This window comes from Pseudomonas sp. CFBP 8772, assembly GCF_014841665.1.
GTDB lineage: Bacteria > Pseudomonadota > Gammaproteobacteria > Pseudomonadales > Pseudomonadaceae > Aquipseudomonas > Aquipseudomonas graminis_B.
Genome location: NZ_JACYUI010000006.1, coordinates 104,011 through 124,900 on the forward strand (window position 1 = coordinate 104,011; position 20,890 = coordinate 124,900).

The 20,890-nt window shown below is 59.3% G+C and carries 18 protein-coding genes; 6 read left to right on the forward strand and 12 right to left on the reverse strand.

The window, feature by feature from the left end; translation table 11 throughout:
• The first annotated feature begins 94 nt into the window (after positions 1 to 94).
• Positions 95 to 403: a YhbY family RNA-binding protein gene (locus tag IFT99_RS14100; RefSeq protein ID WP_065987608.1), complete on the forward strand. Its 309-nt coding sequence runs from the start codon at positions 95 to 97 to the stop codon at positions 401 to 403.
• A gap of 171 nt (positions 404 to 574) precedes the next feature.
• Here IFT99_RS14100 and greA read toward each other — a convergent pair whose 3' ends face one another.
• The 7 genes from greA to grpE form a co-directional block, all read right to left on the reverse strand.
• On the reverse strand, positions 575 to 1,051 hold the full coding sequence (gene greA, locus IFT99_RS14105; protein ID WP_037015137.1) for a transcription elongation factor GreA: 477 nt from the start codon (positions 1,049 to 1,051) through the stop codon (positions 575 to 577).
• Positions 1,048 to 4,269 carry a carbamoyl-phosphate synthase large subunit gene (carB, locus tag IFT99_RS14110; RefSeq protein ID WP_192132963.1) on the reverse strand — a complete coding sequence of 1,074 codons (3,222 nt, stop codon included), beginning with the start codon at positions 4,267 to 4,269 and terminating at the stop codon, positions 1,048 to 1,050. The genes greA and carB overlap by 4 nt, the downstream gene beginning before the upstream one ends.
• 122 nt (positions 4,270 to 4,391) lie before the next feature.
• Complete coding sequence (gene carA / locus IFT99_RS14115) at positions 4,392 to 5,528, reverse strand: glutamine-hydrolyzing carbamoyl-phosphate synthase small subunit (protein ID WP_192132970.1); 1,137 nt, start codon at positions 5,526 to 5,528, stop codon at positions 4,392 to 4,394.
• A gap of 301 nt (positions 5,529 to 5,829) precedes the next feature.
• Entirely contained in the window at positions 5,830 to 6,636 is an 807-nt protein-coding gene (gene dapB / locus IFT99_RS14120; protein ID WP_192132972.1) for a 4-hydroxy-tetrahydrodipicolinate reductase, read from the reverse strand.
• 10 nt (positions 6,637 to 6,646) lie between these two features.
• On the reverse strand, positions 6,647 to 7,777 hold the full coding sequence (gene dnaJ, locus IFT99_RS14125) for a molecular chaperone DnaJ (RefSeq protein ID WP_065987612.1): 1,131 nt from the start codon (positions 7,775 to 7,777) through the stop codon (positions 6,647 to 6,649).
• 322 nt (positions 7,778 to 8,099) lie between these two features.
• The gene (gene dnaK / locus IFT99_RS14130) at positions 8,100 to 10,019 is read right to left on the reverse strand and encodes a molecular chaperone DnaK (protein WP_065987613.1); all 1,920 of its coding nucleotides are present in this window, start codon (positions 10,017 to 10,019) and stop codon (positions 8,100 to 8,102) included.
• Between the two features lie 102 nt (positions 10,020 to 10,121).
• Complete coding sequence (gene grpE / locus IFT99_RS14135) at positions 10,122 to 10,688, reverse strand: nucleotide exchange factor GrpE (protein ID WP_065987614.1); 567 nt, start codon at positions 10,686 to 10,688, stop codon at positions 10,122 to 10,124.
• Between the two features lie 277 nt (positions 10,689 to 10,965).
• On the opposite strand from grpE, the gene recN reads away from it, so the two are divergent.
• Positions 10,966 to 12,639 carry a DNA repair protein RecN gene (recN, locus tag IFT99_RS14140; RefSeq protein WP_192132974.1) on the forward strand — a complete coding sequence of 558 codons (1,674 nt, stop codon included), beginning with the start codon at positions 10,966 to 10,968 and terminating at the stop codon, positions 12,637 to 12,639.
• A 111-nt stretch (positions 12,640 to 12,750) separates the two neighbouring features.
• Here the strand turns inward: recN and fur are convergent, their stop codons facing one another.
• A complete protein-coding gene (fur, locus tag IFT99_RS14145) occupies positions 12,751 to 13,158 on the reverse strand; it encodes a ferric iron uptake transcriptional regulator (protein ID WP_065987616.1) in 408 nt (135 codons plus the stop codon).
• Positions 13,159 to 13,256: 98 nt separating this feature from the next.
• Here fur and IFT99_RS14150 point away from each other — a divergent pair, with 98 nt between their 5' ends.
• Positions 13,257 to 13,781: an outer membrane protein assembly factor BamE gene (locus IFT99_RS14150; RefSeq protein WP_192132976.1), complete on the forward strand. Its 525-nt coding sequence runs from the start codon at positions 13,257 to 13,259 to the stop codon at positions 13,779 to 13,781.
• Positions 13,782 to 13,868: 87 nt separating this feature from the next.
• On the opposite strand, the gene IFT99_RS14155 is transcribed toward IFT99_RS14150, so the two are convergent.
• From IFT99_RS14155 to IFT99_RS14165, 3 genes are read right to left on the reverse strand one after another with little or no spacing between them, the layout of a single operon-like run.
• Entirely contained in the window at positions 13,869 to 14,189 is a 321-nt protein-coding gene (locus IFT99_RS14155) for an RnfH family protein (protein ID WP_192132978.1), read from the reverse strand.
• Positions 14,182 to 14,616, reverse strand: coding sequence for a type II toxin-antitoxin system RatA family toxin (locus IFT99_RS14160; RefSeq protein ID WP_065987619.1), 435 nt, complete (start codon positions 14,614 to 14,616; stop codon positions 14,182 to 14,184). The genes IFT99_RS14155 and IFT99_RS14160 overlap by 8 nt, the downstream gene beginning before the upstream one ends.
• Positions 14,617 to 14,623: 7 nt before the next feature.
• Positions 14,624 to 16,027 carry a sodium-dependent transporter gene (locus IFT99_RS14165; RefSeq protein WP_192132980.1) on the reverse strand — a complete coding sequence of 468 codons (1,404 nt, stop codon included), beginning with the start codon at positions 16,025 to 16,027 and terminating at the stop codon, positions 14,624 to 14,626.
• A 127-nt stretch (positions 16,028 to 16,154) separates the two neighbouring features.
• On the opposite strand from IFT99_RS14165, the gene smpB reads away from it, so the two are divergent.
• Positions 16,155 to 16,637, forward strand: coding sequence for an SsrA-binding protein SmpB (gene smpB / locus IFT99_RS14170; RefSeq protein ID WP_065987620.1), 483 nt, complete (start codon positions 16,155 to 16,157; stop codon positions 16,635 to 16,637).
• 122 nt (positions 16,638 to 16,759) lie between these two features.
• On the opposite strand, the gene IFT99_RS14175 is transcribed toward smpB, so the two are convergent.
• Positions 16,760 to 17,527: a GntR family transcriptional regulator gene (locus tag IFT99_RS14175; RefSeq protein WP_192132982.1), complete on the reverse strand. Its 768-nt coding sequence runs from the start codon at positions 17,525 to 17,527 to the stop codon at positions 16,760 to 16,762.
• Between the two features lie 428 nt (positions 17,528 to 17,955).
• Here IFT99_RS14175 and IFT99_RS14180 point away from each other — a divergent pair, with 428 nt between their 5' ends.
• The gene (locus IFT99_RS14180; RefSeq protein WP_192132984.1) at positions 17,956 to 19,662 is read left to right on the forward strand and encodes a lactate permease LctP family transporter; all 1,707 of its coding nucleotides are present in this window, start codon (positions 17,956 to 17,958) and stop codon (positions 19,660 to 19,662) included.
• A 67-nt stretch (positions 19,663 to 19,729) separates the two neighbouring features.
• Positions 19,730 to 20,875, forward strand: a complete 1,146-nt coding sequence (gene lldD, locus IFT99_RS14185) for an FMN-dependent L-lactate dehydrogenase LldD (protein WP_192132986.1) — start codon at positions 19,730 to 19,732, stop codon at positions 20,873 to 20,875.
• Positions 20,876 to 20,890 lie beyond the last annotated feature (15 nt).

The window sequence follows — 20,890 nt, forward strand, 5'->3', positions numbered from 1 at the left end:
AAATTAGGACGAGTCGCGATTAACCGGGCGGTCCCGGACTCGCTCGGGTAAACTGGCCGCCGCTTTTTACAAGATCAGACGCAGAGGTCAGATTATGCCGCTCACTCAAGAGCAGAAGAAACAATACAAATCCATTGGCCACCATCTGAAACCGGTGTTGATCGTGGCGGACAATGGTCTGACTGAAGGTGTGTTGGCCGAACTGGAGCGCGCACTGGGCGATCACGAGTTGATTAAAATCAAACTCAACATCCTCGACCGCGAAAGCCGCCTGGCAGCCATCGCTGAACTGTGCAAAGTCGGCAAGGCCGATCTTGTGCAGGTCATTGGCAAAATGGCGCTGATTTACCGCAAGAACCCGAAGGTAAACAAGCAGCTGTCCAACGTCCACCGCTTCAACTGATCCTCTTCGGGTCAGCGGCGAACACGCGCTGGCCGTTAGATTCGATGCCCAGCTGCAAAGTTGAGCGCCGAACCGGTCAGACCCGACATGCGACCGCCGGTTCGATAGGCCATGCAATGACCTTCGAACCCGCTGTCTGAATCTACACCCGCGCAATGCGGGTGTTGATCATCAAACGTGACGCACTTCCACGATTTCGTACTCGATCACACCGCTTGGTGTCTTCACAGCGACGACATCGCCCTCTTCCTTGCCAATTAACGCGCGAGCGAGCGGCGAGCCCACCGAAATCTTGCCCAGTTTGAAGTCAGCTTCGTCCTCACCCACGATGTGATAGGTGACGCGGTCGTCTGTCTCCACGTTTGCAATTTCGACGGTAGTGCCGAAGATCACTTTCCCAGTGTGAGGGATGGTGGTGACGTCGATGATCACCTGATTCTGGATCCGGCCTTCGATGTCGCGGATGCGCGCTTCGACCATGCCCTGCTGTTCGCGGGCGGCATGGTACTCGGCGTTTTCCTTGAGATCGCCCAGCTCGCGCGCAGTCCCGATGTCCTGACTGAGCTTGGGACGAACCACCTTGGTCAGGTGTGCGTGTTCCTCTTCCAGGGCGCGAGCGCCCTGAACGGTCATTGGGTACTTGATCATGCTTTCAGTCCTGCGTGTAGATCCTGCAAGCGGCGTACGGTTTTTTCAGGGCCGAACTTCAGCGCTTCACAGATGGCCTCGCCCGCAGCGATAGTCGTGGTGCAGTAGATCTTGTGCTGCAGGGCATTGCGGCGAATGGAGTAGGAATCAGCGATCGACTGGCGCCCTTCGGTCGTGTTGATGATCAGCGTGACTTCGTCATTCTTGATCATGTCGACCACGTGTGGACGGCCCTCGGTCACCTTGTTGACGCGGCGAACTTTCAGCCCGGCCTCTTCGATCAGGCGTGCGGTCCCAGCGGTTGCAACGATATCGAAGCCCAGTTCGATCAAGCTGCGTGCCACACCTGCCACCAGCGGCTTGTCGTCGTCACGCACGCTGATGAAGGCCGTGCCGCCAGTCGGCAGGACTTCACTGGCGCCCATCTGGGCTTTCGCGAATGCTTCGCCGAAGGTGTCGCCGACACCCATGACTTCGCCGGTCGACTTCATTTCTGGGCCGAGGATCGGGTCGACGCCCGGGAACTTGGCGAATGGGAACACCGCTTCTTTCACGCTGTAGAAATTCGGAATGATTTCTTTGGTGAAGCCGAGTTCTTTCAGCGTTTTGCCAGCCATGACGCGAGCGGCAATCATCGCCAGGGAGACTCCGATGCACTTCGACACGAACGGTACCGTACGCGATGCGCGCGGGTTCACTTCAATGACGTAGATGTCTTCGCCCTGCAATGCGAGCTGCACGTTCATCAGACCGACAACGCCGAGCTCCAGGGCCATTTTCTTGACCTGCTCACGCATTTCGTCCTGGATATGCGCCGGCAGCGAATACGGTGGCAGCGAGCATGCCGAGTCACCGGAGTGAACACCGGCCTGTTCGATGTGCTGCATGATTGCGCCGATCACCACGTCGGTGCCGTCGCAGACCGCATCAACGTCCATTTCGATGGCGCAGTTGAGGAAGTGGTCAAGCAGCACCGGGCTGTCGTTGGACACTTGAACCGCTTCACGCAGGTAGCGCTTGAGTTCGTCTTCTTCGTAGACGATCTCCATCGCACGGCCGCCCAGTACGTAGGACGGACGCACCACCAGCGGGTAGCCGATCTTCGCCGCCGCCCGAATGGCTTCGTCTTCGCTGCGCACGGTGGCGTTTGGTGGCTGACGCAGGTTCAGTCGCTCGACCATCTGCTGGAAGCGCTCACGGTCTTCTGCACGGTCAATGGCGTCCGGGCTGGTGCCGATGATTGGCACGCCTGCAGCTTCCAGTGCGCGCGCCAGCTTCAACGGGGTCTGGCCGCCGTACTGGACGATCACGCCTTTCGGCTTCTCGACGCGGACGATTTCCAGCACGTCTTCCAGGGTCACCGGCTCGAAGTACAGACGGTCAGAGGTGTCGTAGTCGGTCGATACGGTTTCAGGGTTGCAGTTGACCATGATGGTCTCGTACCCGTCTTCACGCAGGGCCAGCGCGGCGTGTACGCAGCAGTAGTCGAACTCGATGCCTTGGCCAATGCGGTTCGGACCGCCACCCAGAATCATGATCTTGTCGCGATTCGTCGGGTTGGCTTCGCACTCTTCCTCGTACGTGGAGTACATGTACGCGGTGTCGGTGGCGAACTCGGCTGCGCAGGTGTCAACGCGCTTGTAGACCGGCAGCACGTCCAGTTTGTGACGATGCGTGCGCAGGTTCTTCTCGGTCACACCCAGCAGCTTGGCCAGGCGGGCATCGGAGAAGCCCTTGCGCTTGAGGCGATACATGATGTCGCGGTCAATCGCCGACAGGCCGAGGGTCTTGACCTTCTCTTCGTCCTTGATCAGATCTTCGATCTGCACCAGGAACCAGGGGTCGATCATGTTCATGCCGAAAATCTGTTCAACCGTCATGCCGGCACGGAAAGCGTCAGCGACGTACCAGATGCGCTCGGCACCCGGAACCGTCAGCTCGCGCTTGAGAATGCTCATGCTTTCCGGATTGCTGAGGTCCAGCTTCGGATCGAGACCGCTGACACCCACTTCCAGGCCGCGCAGGGCTTTCTGCAGGGATTCCTGGAAAGTCCGGCCGATGGCCATGACTTCGCCGACTGACTTCATTTGAGTGGTCAGGCGCGCGTCAGCTTTGGCGAACTTCTCGAACGCAAAGCGTGGCAGTTTGGTCACGACGTAGTCGATCGATGGCTCGAACGACGCCGGGGTCTTGCCGCCGGTGATTTCGTTCTGCAACTCGTCCAGCGTGTAGCCGACAGCCAGCTTGGCTGCCACTCGGGCGATCGGAAAACCGGTGGCCTTGGAAGCCAGTGCAGAAGAGCGAGAAACCCGCGGGTTCATCTCGATCACGACCATACGGCCGGTGTCCGGGCAGATGCCGAACTGAACGTTTGAGCCGCCTGTTTCGACGCCGATCTCACGCAGGACCGCCAGCGAGGCGTTACGCAGGATCTGGTATTCCTTGTCGGTGAGCGTCTGTGCCGGCGCGACCGTGATGGAGTCGCCGGTGTGCACGCCCATCGGGTCGAAGTTTTCAATGGAGCAGACGATGATGCAGTTGTCCTTTTTGTCGCGGACAACTTCCATTTCGTATTCTTTCCAGCCGATCAGCGATTCGTCGATCAGCAGCTCTTTGGTCGGCGACAGGTCGAGACCGCGGGCGCAGATTTCTTCGAACTCTTCACGGTTGTACGCGATGCCGCCACCAGTGCCGCCCATGGTGAAGGACGGACGAATGATGCACGGGAAGCCCAGCTTTTCGAGGACCGTATTGGCCTCTTCCATGCTGTGGGCGATACCGGAACGCGGGCAAGCCAGGCCGATGGACTTCATGGCCTTGTCGAAACGGGAGCGGTCTTCAGCCTTGTCGATGGTATCGGCATTGGCGCCGATCATCTCAACGCCGAACTTCTCCAGAACGCCTTCGCGCTCCAGGTCCAGCGCGCAGTTCAGTGCGGTCTGGCCGCCCATGGTTGGCAGCAGCGCGTCGGGGCGTTCTTTTTCGATGATCTTGGCGACGGTCGCCCATTTGATCGGCTCGATGTAGGTCGCATCCGCCATGGCCGGGTCGGTCATGATGGTGGCCGGGTTCGAGTTGACCAGAATGACGCGGTAACCCTCTTCGCGCAGGGCCTTGCAGGCCTGGGCGCCGGAGTAGTCGAATTCGCAGGCCTGGCCGATTACGATCGGGCCAGCGCCAAGAATCAGGATGCTTTTAATGTCTGTACGTTTTGGCATGGGTTGTCACTCGAATCCTGTGTCAGTCGGCAAGCCGTCTTGAACATCTCAGGTGCCGGGCGGGCTATCGAACCTTGTCCGATCCGCCGCGGCCACCTGCTCGCTACAGTCGCAAGGCAGCCTTAGCGGCGCTTGTCCATCGCTGTGATGAAACGATCAAACAGCGGCGCGACGTCGGTCGGGCCCGGGCTCGCTTCAGGGTGGCCCTGGAAGCTGAACGCGTCCTTGTCGGTGCGCTCGATGCCTTGCAGGCTGCCGTCGAACAGCGATTTGTGAATCGCGCGAACGTTGCTCGGCAAGGTCGCTTCATCCACCGCAAAACCGTGGTTCTGGCTGGTGATCATGACCACGCCGGTGTCCAGGTCCTGAACAGGGTGGTTGGCGCCATGGTGGCCCAGATCCATCTTGATGGTCCGAGCGCCGGAAGCGAGCGCCAACAGCTGGTGACCCAGGCAGATACCAAAGACTGGAATGTCAGTCTCCAGCACATCCTTGATCGCCTGAATGGCGTAGTCGCAGGGCTCCGGGTCGCCAGGGCCGTTGGACAGGAAGATGCCGTCCGGCTTGAGGGCAAGCACTTCACTGGCAGGGGTTTGCGCAGGTACGACCGTGACACGGCAACCACGCTCAACCAGCATGCGCAGGATGTTCAGCTTGACGCCGTAGTCCCAGGCGACCACGTGGTACTTCAAATCAGCTGCGGCAACTTCGGGGCTGCTGTCGGACTGCAGATTCCAGACCGTGGAGCGCCACTCGTAGGTGTCTTTCGTGCTGACTTCCTTGGCGAGGTCCATGCCCTTCAGGCCCGGGAAGCCCCGTGCTGCCGCGATGGCCGCTTCTTCGGAAATGTTGTCGCCAGCCATGATGCAGCCACTTTGAGCGCCCCTCTCGCGAAGGATACGCGTCAGGCGGCGAGTGTCGATGCCCGCAATCGCAACGGTTTTATTGGCTTTCAGATACTCAGCGAGCGGCATCTTGTTACGCCAGTTGCTCGCCACCAGTGGCAGGTCGCGAATCACCAGACCCGCCGCCCAGACGCGGTCAGACTCGGCGTCTTCCGGCGTGGTGCCGGTGTTGCCGATGTGCGGGTAAGTCAGGGTGACGATTTGCTGGGCATAGGAAGGATCGGTAAGAATTTCCTGATAGCCGGTCATTGCGGTGTTGAACACCACTTCACCAACGGTTTGACCGTCGGCACCAATGGCTTCGCCGCGAAAAATGCTGCCATCAGCAAGGGCGAGTATGGCTGGCTTAGTCAAGAAGACCTCCCGTAATAAAGCCTGAAAGGGCGATCGCAGGTTGTAAAAAAGCGGAATGACGTATAGACACGTCACCCCGCTTTTTTCATAGAATTATCTGCGCGCTTTTAGTGGACACACTAAAGCTGTAGCTTACAGAAAGAGGTCTTTTTAATCCACCGCTAAAATTGCCGTGAGGGCTGGGGAGTGCGACGGGACATCGCGTAGCGGGTGTGTAATGACTTGAAACTGCGGGCAGGATACAGGGAAAGCCCCTCTCCTGCCCGCATTGTTACTTGTCAGATTCAGAGCACCGGACCACTCAACGCAGATCGAGCACGTCCTGCATGTCGTAAAGACCCGGCGCCTTGCCATCGAGCCACAGCGCTGCACGCACTGCACCCTTGGCGAATGTCATGCGACTTGACGCCTTGTGCGTAATCTCCAGGCGCTCGCCCTCGGCGGCGAACAGCACAGTGTGATCACCTACGACGTCACCGCCACGGACCGTGGCGAAACCGATCGTCTCGCGGTCACGAACACCCGTGTAGCCCTCACGACCGTAGACAGCGACCTTGCTCAAGTCACGCCCCAAGGCATTGGCAACGACCTCACCCATGCTGACCGCCGTACCCGACGGAGCATCGACTTTGTTGCGGTGATGAGCTTCGATGATCTCGATGTCCGCATCCTCACCCATCACTCGCGCCGCCAGATCCAGCAGCTTGAACGACAGGTTCACACCCACACTGAAATTGGACGCGAAGACGACAGGAATGTCCCGGCTCGCCTCCCCCAGCAGGCGCTTTTGTTCGACGCTCAAGCCGGTGGTACCAATGACCATCGCCTTGCCCGCCTTACGACAGAGCGCCAGATTTTTCAGCATGACGTCCGGCAATGTGAAGTCGATCAGGACGTCGAACTCGTCGGCAACCTGCTCCAGATTACCGGTCAACTGGACACCGATACGCCCCAGCGATGCGAGTTCGCCGGCGTCGGCACCGATCATCGTGCTGCCGGGACGAACGATTGCCGCCGTCAGCCCGGTGAGCGGCGCACGATCCTGCACCGCCTCGATCAGGTTCTTGCCCATGCGCCCGGCGGCGCCCATCACTGCAATGCGTCGCATGCCCTACCCCTTAGAGATCGCCGAAGAAACGCTTCACACCTTCGAACCAGCCACTGGCTTTAGGCGAGTGAGAGCTGTCACCTTCAAGGGAGGCACGGAACTCTTCGAGCAATTCACGCTGACGACGCCCGAGGTTGACCGGAGTTTCGACAGCAACACGGCACATCAGGTCGCCGGCGCCGCCACCACGTACAGGGGCAACGCCCTTGCCGCGCAGGCGGAACTGCTTACCGGTTTGCGTGCCTTCCGGGATCTTCAGTTTGACGCGACCATCCAGCGTCGGCACTTCCAGCTCACCACCCAGCGCAGCGTCAGTGAAGCTGATTGGCACTTCGCAGTACAGGTGCTTGCCGTCGCGCTGGAAGATCGCGTGTTCACGCACGTTGATCACGACGTACAGGTCGCCCGTTGGGCCGCCCTGCGTCCCCGCTTCACCTTCGCCCGACAGACGAATACGATCGCCGGTATCGACGCCTGGCGGCACTTTGACCGACAGCGTCTTGGACTCTTCCACACGGCCTTCGCCATGGCAGGAGTCGCAAGGATCGGAGATGATCTTGCCGTTGCCGTGGCAACGCGGGCAGGTCTGCTGAACAGAGAAAAAGCCCTGCTGCATGCGCACCTGGCCGATGCCGCCGCATGTCGGGCAGGTCACAGGGGACGAGCCCTTTTTGGCGCCGCTGCCGTCGCACGGCTTGCAGTTGACCAGCGTCGGCACACGGATGCTGACGGTCGTGCCGCGCACCGCTTCTTCAAGATTCAACTCGAGGGTATAGCGAAGATCGCTGCCACGTTGGGCACCACCACGACCACCGCCGCCAGCGCGACCCCCGCCGAAGAAGTCGCTGAAGACATCGCCGAAGATGTCGGAGAAGTTGGCGCCACCGCCGCCGAATCCGCCGCCACCCATACCTTGATCGACGCCGGCATGACCGTATTGGTCATAGGCCGCGCGCTTGCTGGCATCGGAAAGCACTTCGTACGCTTCGTTGGCTTCCTTGAAGGCGTCTTCCGAAGCCTTGTCACCCGGGTTGCGGTCAGGGTGATATTTCATGGCGAGACGGCGATACGCCTTTTTCAGATCTGCTTCACTGGAGCCACGCTCCACGCCCAATACTTCGTAATAATCACGCTTTGACATAACTTTTCCGCACTCTTGAGGACGTCCGGCATGACCCTCCTGAGTCTGCCGAACTCGTTGAGCCCCTTTCAGGCCCGGACCCAACTCACGTCAATTCAACGATCCTGGTCTTGGTTCAACGGCCTTCGATCGACCGAGAAAAGCGGCTGAACAAGCCGGAGTGCAGGAGCATCCGGCTTTGCCACAAAGCCCGCGATACGGAATCGCGCGCTTGAAAATTCGGGTGTTCCAGACACGCCAACGCGGGAGCAAGCTCCCGCGCGGCGACATCCTACCAGCGACCACTGGAAGGTGGTCAACCGGCGATCAAGTGAGCCTGCGCTTACTTGTTTTCTTTTACTTCTTCGAACTCGGCGTCGACAACGTCGTCGGCCGGCTTGCTTTCTTCCTGAGCCGGCTGAGCACCGCCTTCAGGTTTTTCGCCTTGCTCGGCGTACATTTTCTGAGCGACCGGCGCGGAGACTTTCGACAGCTCTTCGATCTTGGCGTCGATGGCAGCCTTGTCGTCGCCTTTCACAGCGGCTTCAAGTGCAACCAGTGCAGCCTCGATAGCGGTCTTCTCTTCGGCGGTGACTTTATCGCCAGCGTCGGAGATCATTTTGCGCGTCGAGTGAACCAGCGCATCGCCCTGGTTACGGGCAGATGCCAGCTCTTCAAACTTGCGGTCTTCGTCCGAGTTCGCTTCAGCGTCGCGAATCATCTGCTGGATTTCTTCGTCCGACAGACCAGAGTTGGCCTTGATCACGATCGACTGAGTCTTGCCCGTCGCCTTGTCTTTCGCGCCGACGTGCAGGATGCCGTTGGCGTCGATGTCGAAGGTCACCTCGATCTGAGGCACGCCACGTGGTGCTGGCGGAATCTCGGCCAGGTCGAACTTGCCCAGGGACTTGTTCTGAGCCGCTTGCTTACGCTCGCCCTGCAGCACGTGAATGGTCACTGCGCCCTGATTGTCGTCGGCAGTCGAGAACACTTGGGATTTCTTGGTAGGAATCGTGGTGTTTTTCTCGATCAGCGCGGTCATCACGCCGCCCATGGTTTCGATACCCAGCGTCAGCGGGCTGACGTCCAGCAGCAGAACGTCTTTCACGTCGCCGGCCAGTACCGCACCCTGGATGGCTGCACCCATAGCGACGGCTTCGTCAGGGTTGACGTCTTTACGCGCTTCTTTACCGAAGAACTCGGTGACCTTCTGCTGAACCAGTGGCATACGGGTCTGACCGCCGACCAGGATCACGTCGTTGATCGCGCCGATGTCGATACCCGAATCTTTCAACGCAATGCGGCAAGGCTCGATGGTGCGCTGAACCAGGTCTTCAACCAGCGATTCCAGCTTGGCGCGCGAGATCTTCACGTTCAAGTGCTTAGGACCGGTGGCATCTGCAGTGATGTACGGCAGGTTCACGTCGGTCGAATTGCTCGAAGACAGTTCGATCTTCGCTTTCTCGGCAGCTTCTTTCAGACGCTGCATCGCCAGCGGATCACCTTTCAGGTTCATGCCGGATTCTTTCTTGAATTCGTCAACCAGGTAATCGATCAGGCGGATGTCGAAGTCTTCACCACCCAGGAACGTGTCGCCGTTGGTGGCCAACACTTCGAACTGGTGCTCGCCATCGACTTCAGCGATTTCAATAACGGAGACGTCGAACGTACCGCCACCCAGGTCATAAACGATGACGGTGTGATCGCCCTTCGCTTTGTCCATACCGTAAGCCAACGCAGCTGCGGTCGGCTCGTTGATGATGCGCTTCACGTCCAGACCTGCAATACGACCGGCGTCTTTGGTGGCCTGACGCTGGCTGTCGTTGAAGTAAGCAGGGACGGTGATGACTGCTTCAGTCACGGTCTCGCCGAGGTAGTCTTCGGCGGTCTTCTTCATTTTCTTCAGGATTTCAGCCGAAATCTGAGGAGGGGACATTTTCTTGTCGTTGACTTCAACCCACGCATCGCCGTTATCAGCCTTGGCGATTTTGTAAGGGACCATCTTGATGTCTTTCTGCACGACTTCTTCGTCGAACTTACGGCCGATCAGACGCTTCACCGCGTACAGGGTGTTGTGCGGGTTGGTGACTGCCTGACGCTTGGCCGATTGGCCTACGAGGATCTCGCCATCATTGGCATACGCAATGATCGACGGGGTGGTACGAGCGCCTTCGGCGTTCTCGATAACCTTGGCTTTACCGTTTTCCAGAACCGAGACGCAGGAGTTGGTGGTCCCCAGGTCGATACCGATAATCTTGCCCATTTTTGACTCTCCCGAAACTTAAATTTGGTTGCCGCAACTGCATTTACAAATTGCGGTAATTCTTAAACGCTTGGCCTGTAAATGGGGGCCACTCAGCTAATTTCAAGCCTGCTCGTCAATCGACGGCGAAACAGGCGATGGCGCCTTGCTGACCACGACCATGGCCGGGCGAAGCAGACGGCCATTGAGCTGATAACCCTTCTGGAACACCTTGAGCACGCTGTTCGGCTCGACGTCCGCGCTTTCCTGCATCGCCATTGCCTGATGGTGCTCGGCGTTGAACGGCTGGCCATGTGGGTCGATGGCTTCAAGGTTGTAGCGCTTGAGCGTGTCGTAGAACATTTTCAGCGTCAGCTCGATGCCTTCGCGCATCGGCCGGATGCTCTCGTCATCCGAGTTGGACAAGTCCAGACCACGCTCAAGGCTGTCGACGATCGGCAGCAGATCGCTCGCAAACTTTTCGAGCGCAAACTTGTGCGCCTTCTCAACGTCTTGCTCGGCACGGCGGCGGACGTTCTGCAGATCCGCAGCCACACGCAGAGACTGGTCCTGCGCCGCCTTCAGCTGTTCTTCAAGCACTTGCACACGGGTTGCCAGATCATCTTGAGAAGTCGCCGTGTCGGCAGCCTGATCCTGGGCCTGCATGTCCGGGTTCTGTTCGTCAGCCATAAATTCTCTCCTTCTAATTACATCCGTGAGCTCAACTCACGCCTCTGCCCGGCTATATGGGGTCGTAATTTTCGGGTTCAAGGGGTTTAGGTGCAGGATCGGCCGAATAACCCTACAAATATTCCGACATGAGTTCGACGGCCCCGCACGGTGGCGAAATGCAGGTTTGATGCTAAAAATGGGCGATGACCTTTCAAATCGAGCTAAGAGCGGGCATTGTCAGCCCAAACCAAAACACTGTATAAATAACCAGACAAGTTGTTTGGGAGCCGCTCTGATGCTGGTCCACCTGTCCATACATAACTACGCCATCGTTGAACATCTCGATCTCGAACTGGGTCGCGGCATGAGTGTGATCACCGGGGAAACCGGGGCCGGCAAGTCGATCATGCTCGACGCCCTCGGCCTGACGCTGGGCGATCGCGCCGACAGTGGCGTGGTAAGGCCAGGGGCCGACAAGGCAGACATTCTCGCGACCTTCGACGTGTCGGATATCCCTGAAGCAAGCGCCTGGCTGAAGGAGCGGGACCTCGAAACCGACGGCCCCTGCATTCTGCGCCGCGTCATTACTGCCGAAGGCCGTTCACGCGCCTACATCAATGGCACGCCATGCCCCCAGGGCGACCTGAAAGCACTTGGCGAGCTGGTCATCGACATTCACAGTCAGCACGAGCATCAGTCACTGCTCAAGACCGATACCCATCGGCGACTGCTGGACGAATACGCGGGCGCCACCGATCTCGCCCGTCAGGTTCAACTGGCCTTCCAGCGCTGGCGGCAAACGCGGCAGGAGCTTGAACGTCTTTCCAACTCCGGCGACGAGCAGCGTGCCAAGCATCAGTTGCTGAGCTACCAGCTTGAAGAGCTGGAAAGCCTGAGCCTTGGCGAAAACGAACTCGAGCGGCTGGAACAGGAACACACCACGCTGACCAATGCCGAGAGCCTGCTGGGCATCTGCCGGCAAGTGGTCGAGCTGTGCAGTGAAAGCGATTCGGGCAATGCGCTGAACGCACTGACCGCCAGCCTCAACAGACTCAGCAGCGTAAACAACACGCCCGATGCACTGAACGAGGCGACCAACCTGCTCTCCAGTGCGCAGATTCAGGTCGAAGAGGCCGTCGGCGAGATCAATCGTTTCCTCGATCGCTTCGAAGCGGACCCCGCCCGCCTGCAGCAAATCGAAGAGCGCCTCGACACCATCTACACGCTGGCTCGCAAACACCGCGTGCAGCCGACTGAAGTCGCGGCGCTGCATCAGAAATTGCTCGACGAGATCGAAACCCTCAACGCCAACGATGAAGCGATCGAGAGACTGGAGCATGAGGTAGGTTCCTACGCGCGGCACTATCAAGAGAAGGCGCGCGAACTGAGTGACCTGCGTCACCGCGCTGCACCGGAGCTGGCCCACAAGGTCGAGCACGAAATCCAGCGGCTGGGCATGCCGGGCGGCCGTTTCAATATCGAGCTGCGTGAGAACGTAGATAAAGAACTGTCACCCAACGGGCTGGAGCAGGTTGAGCTGCTGGTCAGCGCCAACCCGGGTCAGCCGCTCAAGGCGCTGGCGAAAGTGGCGTCGGGCGGGGAGCTGTCGCGAATTAGCCTGGCGATACAGGTGATCACCGCACAGACATCCCGGGTTCCGACGCTGGTGTTTGACGAAGTCGACGTTGGTATCGGTGGCCCAACGGCTGAAATTGTTGGCCAGCTGCTGCGACGTCTTGGCGAACGCGGCCAGGTCATGACGGTTACTCACTTGCCGCAAGTGGCCGCCCAAGGGCATCAACACCTGTTCGTGCACAAGGTTCGTGAAGCGGATGTGACGCGCACGGCGGTGTCCAAGCTAAGCAAAAATGAACGCGTGGAAGAAGTGGCGCGAATGCTGGGAGGGATCGATCTGACCAAGGAGTCGCTCGCGCACGCCAAGAAGATGGTGGTCACGTCCAAATCGTGACGATCATTATGGCCTGAGCCGGACGGCGTCGATGTGGCGGTATCCCGATCACGCAACGTAGACACAACAAAGGCGACCCGCGGGTCGCCTTTGTCGTACTTCACAAAAGGCTTATACCTTTTGCTTGCGTACGTAGAGCACCAGATTGTGATCAACCAGCTCGAAGCCGTGCTTGCTCACAATGGCTTTTTGCAGTTTTTCGATTTCTTCGTCGAAGAACTCGATAACCTCGCCGGATTCCACGTTGACCATATGGTCGTGGTGGCCTCCGTCAGCCAGCTCGAATACCGCATGGCCGCCGTCGAAATTGTGGCGAACCACCAATCCGGCCGCTTCGAACTGAGTCAGAACCCGATAAACCGTTGCCAGACCGACGTCTTCGTTGGCCTCCATCAGCGCCTTGTAGACGTCCTCCGCGCTCATGTGACGCTGCTGCGCAGAATCGAGCATTTGAAGGATCTTGACCCGCGGCAGGGTCACTTTAAGTCCGGCTTTGCGTAGTTCGCTATTTTCAACCATGGTCAGCTTTCTCGCAGACGCTGCTTCGCAGCTTCTCTTAATGCAGGTATGATCGGGGTTTACGTTGTCCCAGCCAAGATAGTGGAAGTCGCCCACCGATGCAAAACACCAAGCTCTTGCTAACCAGTTTCACCTTCGTGGGACTGCTCGCACTCGCCGGTTGTTCATTCCCCGGGGTTTATAAAATCGACATCCAACAGGGCAATGTCGTCACGCAGGACATGATAGACCAGTTACGCCCGGGAATGACCCGTCGGCAAGTAAGGTTTATCATGGGCAACCCCTTGTTGACCGACACCTTCCACCCTGAACGCTGGGACTATCTGTACAGCCTGCAGCCTGGTGGTGGTGAACGCCAGCAGGAGCGTGTCAGCCTGATATTCAACGGCAATGATCAACTGGCGAGCCTGTCCGGTGACTTCAAGCCGGGCGTCAGCCGCGACGAGGCCATTCTCGGCAATAGCAGCGACACGACTGTCACCCCCGAAAATCAAGGGACGCAGCCGCCGAAGGAAGAGCCGCCGAAGCCTGGTTCGTTGCTTGAGCAGATTCAGAACGATGTCGACAAGGTCGAGACCGTGCCCGTTCCTTCCCAGGAACCACTGGACACAAATCCGCGCTGATCCACCGTTTCCCAGTAGAATCAGCCGCACAAAAAAGCCCGGACATCCCGGGCTTTTTTACGTCTCTCAATCGTGCCGATGAGAAAATTAAATCGATTTTTGCGCCTTTCTTGAAGCCGCGGCTTTTAAAGCGCGCAGACGCCGTACCTCTTTCGGATCAGCGAGCAACGGGCGATAAATCTCGACCCTGTCACCGTCATCCAGCTCGCGCCGCTCCGGATCGCCAACGAGCTTGCCGAAGATGCCCATCGGGCACTGCGCGAGATCCAGCTCAGGAAAACGCTCGGCCATGCCCGACGCGATAGCCGCAGCGCGTACTGATGTTCCGGCAGGCACATCCAGTGCGAGCAACGTCTGACGGTCAACGGCGGCATACACCACCTCAACGCGAATCAGCCGCTCAGCCATGCAGCTCTTTGGCTCGCTGGCAGAAGGCATCAACCAGAGTGTTGGCGGCCTGATTGAACAGCGGCCCCAATGTTGCGCGGACTATCGAGCCGCTGTAGTCGAACGACAGGTCCAGACTGATCTTGCAGGCCTTTTCATTCAGGGCCTTGAAGGTCCAGACGCCGTGCAGCTGGCTGAAAGGCCCCTCCTCCAGATTCATCTCGATGGTTTGCCCGGGGGTCAGCGTATTGCGTGTGACGAAGTGCTGGCTCAAGCCGCCTTTGGCGATCTCGACACGCGCACGCATTGAGGTATCACTCTGCTCCAGCACACTGGCGCCGGAACACCAGGGCAGAAACTCGGAGTAGCGACTCACGTCATTGACCAGGTCATAAAGCGCCTGGGCGGGATACGGCAAAAGGGCGGAACGTTGAATATGCGTAGTCATGTCAGCGTCATTTCCAAAGCTGAGCGGCAAAGACAATCAAGATGCCGATCGGCGCCACATAGCGCATCAAAGAGAACGTTAAAGCGAACAGAACCGGGCTACGTACCGACAACTCGTCGCGCACCGCACCGCGTCCCATCACCCAACCTGCGAATACCACGAAACACAATCCACCCAACGGCAGCATGATCCGCGAGGTGAAGAAATCGATCACGCCAAAGAAATCCAGCCCCGACGACGATCCCCACTGATAGAGATGGAACCCGCCGCCTTCGTTCACGAAGAATTTGGCCTGCTTCCAGATGTTGAACGAGAAAACCGTACCAAGGCCCACGAACCAGCAGATGAACGATAGCCAGAAAGTCACCCAGCCACGGCGCACCTTTGTACGCTCGACCAGGTACGCGACCATGGGTTCGAGCAAGGAAATGGCCGAACTCCAGGCCGCGACGGCGACAAGAATAAAGAACACCACGCCCATGACGGTACCGAAGGCGACGTTACCAAATGCATACGGCAAGGTAACGAACATCAGGCCCGGCCCTTCGCTTGGGTTCAGGCCCGCTGCGAACACAATCGGAAACAATGCAAGGCCCGCCAGCAGCGACACAAACGTGTCGAGCAATGCCACGCCGACCACTGTCGCGCTGATCGAAGCCTCCTTGGTCATGTAGGCGCCGTAGATCATGATCGATCCAACGCCCACGCTGAGCGAGAAGAACGCGTGCCCCATGGCCGGGAGCAGACCATCAAGGACCTTCTCAGGCGTGAAGTCGAACATGAAATGCACGCCTTCCATGAAGTGCCCGGTGGTCAGGCTATAACCCAACAGAATCACGATGAGCACGAACAGCAACGGCATCAGGATGCGCAGGCTGCGCTCAAGGCCGGCGTTGACGCCCTTGGCAATGGTGATCGCCGACAGCAGCATGAACAGCGTGTGCCAGCCGACCAGGCGCCATGGATCAGCGATCATCTCGCCAAAATAGGCACCGACACCGTCAGGCGTCACGCCTTTGAAATCGCCCCTGCCGACATCGATGATGTACTCGAGCGACCAGCCCCCCACGACGCTATAGAAAGAGAGGATGAGCAACGCGGTGACCATGCCGGCAAACGCGCCCCATGACCACTTCGACGAATGCCCGGCGGCGAGCGCCAGCGAACGCAGCGCGTTGGCCGGACTCTGCCGCGCACGACGGCCGATGAGCGTCTCGGCGATCATCACCGGAATCCCGATCAGGGCGATGCACGCGAGGAACACCAGCACAAACGCACCGCCGCCGTAGACGCCGACCATGTAGGGGAATTTCCAGATGCTGCCCAAACCCACGGCAGAGCCGGTGGCAGCCAGGATGAACACCCAGCGACTGGCCCAACTCCCGTGAACCGAAACCTTGTCCGTCGACATCGTTGACACGTCCAACACGCAAAAAAGATCGCGCATTGTCCGGGATTCACTCCACGTGCTCAAGCACACAGCTTCAGCGTGCGAGCCCATAGCCGAGACGCCCGTTGATCCCTATAATGCGTCGCCTATGGCTAAGCTCAAGAAACATCCCACAGGGACCATCGCGCAAAATAAAAAGGCGCGTCACGATTACTTCATCGAACACAAGTTCGAGGCCGGTCTGGTCCTGGCTGGCTGGGAAGTAAAAAGCCTGCGTGCCAACAAGGTGCAGCTGGTGGACAGTTACGTGTTGCTCAAGGACGGTGAGGCCTGGCTGATGGGTAGCCATATCTCGCCGTTGACGACAGCCAGTACCCACGTCATCGCTGACCCGACACGCACCCGTAAACTGTTGCTCAACAAGCGCGAGCTGGAGAAGCTGACGTCGTCTGTTCAGCAAAAAGGCTATGCCTGCGTGGCCCTTGCCCTTTACTGGAAGCAGCACTTGATCAAGTGCGAGATTGCTCTGGGTAAAGGCAAGAAGGAATACGACAAGCGCGACACCGAGCGCGAACGCGATTCCAATCGCGAGCTGCAACGCGCAGTGCGGAACAAGGGCAAGGAAGACTGACTCAGTCTCTCCCGCCTGCTTCGGCAAGACCGGGTCTCGGCTGAGGCCCGGTAAAAATGCACGTTCAGCAGCGCCGGCTGGTTATCAGCGGCACGTTCCCCATCGTGCGCAACATCACCTCCTCAAATCCGGCTGCGCCGCTCAGCCCGGGCAGTTCGCTGCACTTGCTGGCGCACTTCCTCCAGCACTTCCTGCACGTACAGCAAGTGACGGCTCGACACTTCTCGAGCGTCGTCCGCCCGCCCTTCGATAATCGCCAGGTACAACTCACGATGCTGATCAATCAGCATGTCCCGGGTTTCTGCGCGCTGTTTGTACATGCCGCCAATGTTGGTGACGACACTGCGCCGCAGCAGATCGAACAGACCGCGAATGGTGTGCAGCAACACGGCGTTATGGCTGGCTTCGGCGATGGCGAGGTGAAAATTGGCGTCCGCCGCGCCCTCCTCCGCGCGGCTCACTTCCTCCGCACGGCTGTAGCAGTCCTGCAAAGCATCAAAGGCTTCGCGCAGCTGCATCCGATCAACATCTGTCGCACGTATCGCCGCGTAGTAGGCGCAGGAGGCTTCAAGGGTGTGGCGAAATTCGAGCAGGTCGCGCTGGGCTTCCGGACTGCTTTCCAGCAGATGAAGCAGCGGATCGCTGAACGTCGATCCAATGCTGTCGACGACGTAGTTGCCGCCCCCCTGACGGCTGACCAACAGCCCTTTGGCCGTCAGCTTTTGAATGGCTTCGCGCAGCGAGGGGCGTGACACACCGAATTGCTCGGCCAGCGCTCGCTCAGCCGGCAGGCGACCGCCGGAGCGCAGCGTGCCCTCCAGAATCATCCTTTCCAGCTGCTCGACAATATCGTCGGACAAGCGGCGCTGACGCACCTGATCAAACCCCATAACCCCTCACTCCACATCCCGACTGCCCCGCCTGACATGGCCGCAGGGCGCATATTCTCGCCCATCGTAACCAGACATTCACCCGGCAGATGTAGGAGAAATCGCCCTCTCAGGCGAAGAGCGGGCGAAATCCGGGCGAGCTGCTACGAAAGTTTAAGCGTCATAAATTGACACACCATCGGCAAGGCTTCTAACCTAGCGCCAAGACATTGTAAATTGGTATTACCAATTTACAATGCCGGCAATGGACGGTTTGCCGCTGTCCCACGCCGCAGGCACTTCCCGACGGCGGAACGCTTGAGCTGGTGAGCTGTGCGACTCGTTCGTCAGCGCCGGCAGGAAGACAGACAAGCAGTTGTCACCTGCAGGAGCCGCGCACGTAAGACATGGACACCGGGCCTAACCAAAAACAATTAGGGGCCTCATACATGCAAACCTGGCAACAGCTCTACACACCTCTTGGCGGCTTGGGCTTTTCGGCGCTGGCGGCTGTCATTCCGATCGTTTTCTTCTTTCTCGCGCTGGCGATATTCCGGCTCAAGGGCCACGTCGCAGGCGCCATCACGCTTGTTCTCGCCATACTGATCGCGATCTTCGCGTTCCAGATGCCTGCCGACATGGCCGTTGCTTCCGCCGGTTACGGGTTCCTCTACGGCTTGTGGCCGATCGCGTGGATCATCGTCGCCGCCGTGTTTCTCTACAAACTGACGGTCAAAAGCGGCCAGTTCGAGATCATTCGCAGTTCGGTCATGTCGATCACTGACGACCAGCGCCTGCAGGTCTTGCTGATCGGTTTCTGCTTCGGCGCGTTTCTGGAAGGGGCCGCAGGCTTCGGCGCACCGGTGGCAATCACCGCTGCGTTGCTCGTTGGCCTGGGTTTGAACCCGCTGTACGCCGCCGGCCTCTGCCTGATCGCCAACACTGCACCCGTGGCCTTTGGCGCATTGGGTATTCCGATCATCGTGGCCGGTCAGGTGTCGGGCCTCGACCCGTTCAAGATCGGTGCAATGGCCGGTCGTCAATTGCCGCTGTTGTCGGTGTTCGTGCCGTTCTGGCTGATGTTCATGATGGACGGAGTGAAAGGCGTCAAGGAGACTTGGCCGGCGGCGCTGGTCGCGGGCGGCAGCTTCGCCATCGTTCAATTTCTGACCTCCAACTTCATTGGTCCGGAACTGCCTGACATTACCTCAGCGCTGGTCAGCCTCGTGGCCCTGACGTTCTTCCTGAAAGTCTGGCAGCCCGCTCGCGCAGCCGATGCGCAGATCGCCGGTACGCCAGGCGGTGCCGCAGTCATGGGCGGCGGCGCAGGAAATGCAGGCGGCTTTGGTCAGCCGCGCACCACCAAGAAATCGCCGTACTCGGCGGGCACCATCGTCAAGGCATGGTCGCCCTTCCTGATCCTCACAGTCGTCGTGACGATCTGGACGCTGAAGCCGTTCAAGGCGCTGTTCGCGGCAGGCGGTCCGCTGCAAGCGCTGACCATGAACTTCCCCGTCCCGCACTTGGATCAACTGGTCATGAAGATGGCGCCGATTGTCGCCAACCCGACGGCCATGCCAGCGGTGTACAAGTTTGACCTGCTGGCCGCCTCGGGCAGCGCGATTCTGATCTCGGCGATTCTGGCGATGATCGTGCTGCGCATCAGCGCCAAAACCGGGCTGACCACGTTCAAAGAAACGCTCATCGAACTGCGCTGGGCCATCGTGTCCATCGGCATGGTGCTGGCCTTCGCCTTCGTCATGAACTACTCCGGCATGTCCTCCACCCTGGCGCTGGTACTCGCCGGGACAGGCAGCGCCTTCCCGTTCTTCTCACCGTTCCTCGGCTGGCTGGGCGTGTTCCTGACGGGCTCCGACACCTCGTCGAACGCGCTGTTCGGCTCGTTGCAGGCGACTACCGCACATCAACTGGGCGTCAGTGACGTGCTGATGGTAGCGGCCAACTCCAGCGGCGGCGTGACCGGCAAGATGATTTCCCCGCAGTCGATCGCAGTGGCCTGCGCGGCGACCGGGCTGGTGGGTAAAGAATCCGACCTGTTCCGCTTCACCCTCAAGCACAGCATTTTCTTTGCCACCATCGTTGGCTGCATCACCTACGCCCAGGCGTACTGGTTCACCGGCATGCTGGTTCATTAATCAGACGAGCGCCGGGTGCGTTTTTAGCGCCCGGCTGTGGCCCCCGCTCACTCATCTGCGAGATCCCATGATCATTTCTGCCTCCACCGACTACCGCGCCGCCGCTCAGCGCAAACTGCCGCCCTTCCTGTTTCACTACGCCGACGGCGGCGCCTACGCCGAGCACACCCTGCGCCACAACGTCTCCGACCTGGCCAGCATTGCGCTGCGCCAGCGCATCCTGAAGAACATGTCCGAGCTGAGTCTGGAGACGACGCTGTTCGGTGAAACCCTGAGCATGCCGATGGCACTGGCACCGGTCGGTCTCTGCGGCATGTATGCCCGCCGTGGCGAAGTGCAGGCCGCGCGCGCTGCAGACGCCAAGGGCATTCCGTTCACGCTGTCGACGGTTTCGTTGTGCCCGATTGAAGAAGTCGCTCCGGCGATCAAGCGGCCCATGTGGTTTCAGCTCTACGTGCTGAAAGACCGCGGCTTCATGCGGAATGCGCTGGAGCGAGCCAAAGCCGCCGGCGTGAAGACACTGGTATTCACCGTCGACATGCCCGTCCCGGGCGCGCGTTACCGTGATGCGCATTCCGGCATGAGCGGCAAAAGCGGGCCGATGCGCCGCGTCCTGCAAGCCATGACTCACCCGCAATGGGCGTGGGATGTCGGCATCAACGGCCGCCCCCACGACTTGGGCAACGTGTCGGCCTATCGCGGCAACCCTACCGGTCTCACCGACTACATCGCCTGGCTGGGCAACAACTTCGATCCATCGATTTCATGGAAAGACCTGGAATGGATTCGCGATTCCTGGGACGGCCCGATGATCATCAAGGGCATCCTCGACCCGGAAGACGCCCGGGATGCGGTGAAATTCGGCGCCGACGGCATCGTCGTGTCCAACCATGGCGGTCGCCAGCTCGATGGCGTGTTGTCCAGTGCCCGTGCGCTGCCGGCCATTGCCGACGCGGTGACAGGCGATCTGAAGATTCTCGCCGACTCCGGCATTCGCAGCGGCCTGGACGTAGTGCGCATGATCGCCCTCGGGGCCGACACCGTGCTGATCGGCCGCGCGTTCATCTACGCCTTGGCCACTCACGGCGAGGCCGGGGTGAAAAACCTGCTGGATCTGTTCGAGAAGGAAATGCGCGTGGCGATGGTCCTGACCGGTGCCAAGTCGATCAGCGAGATCACTCGCGATTCGCTGGTTCGCGAACTGGGCGCCTGAACGGCACCGATCCCG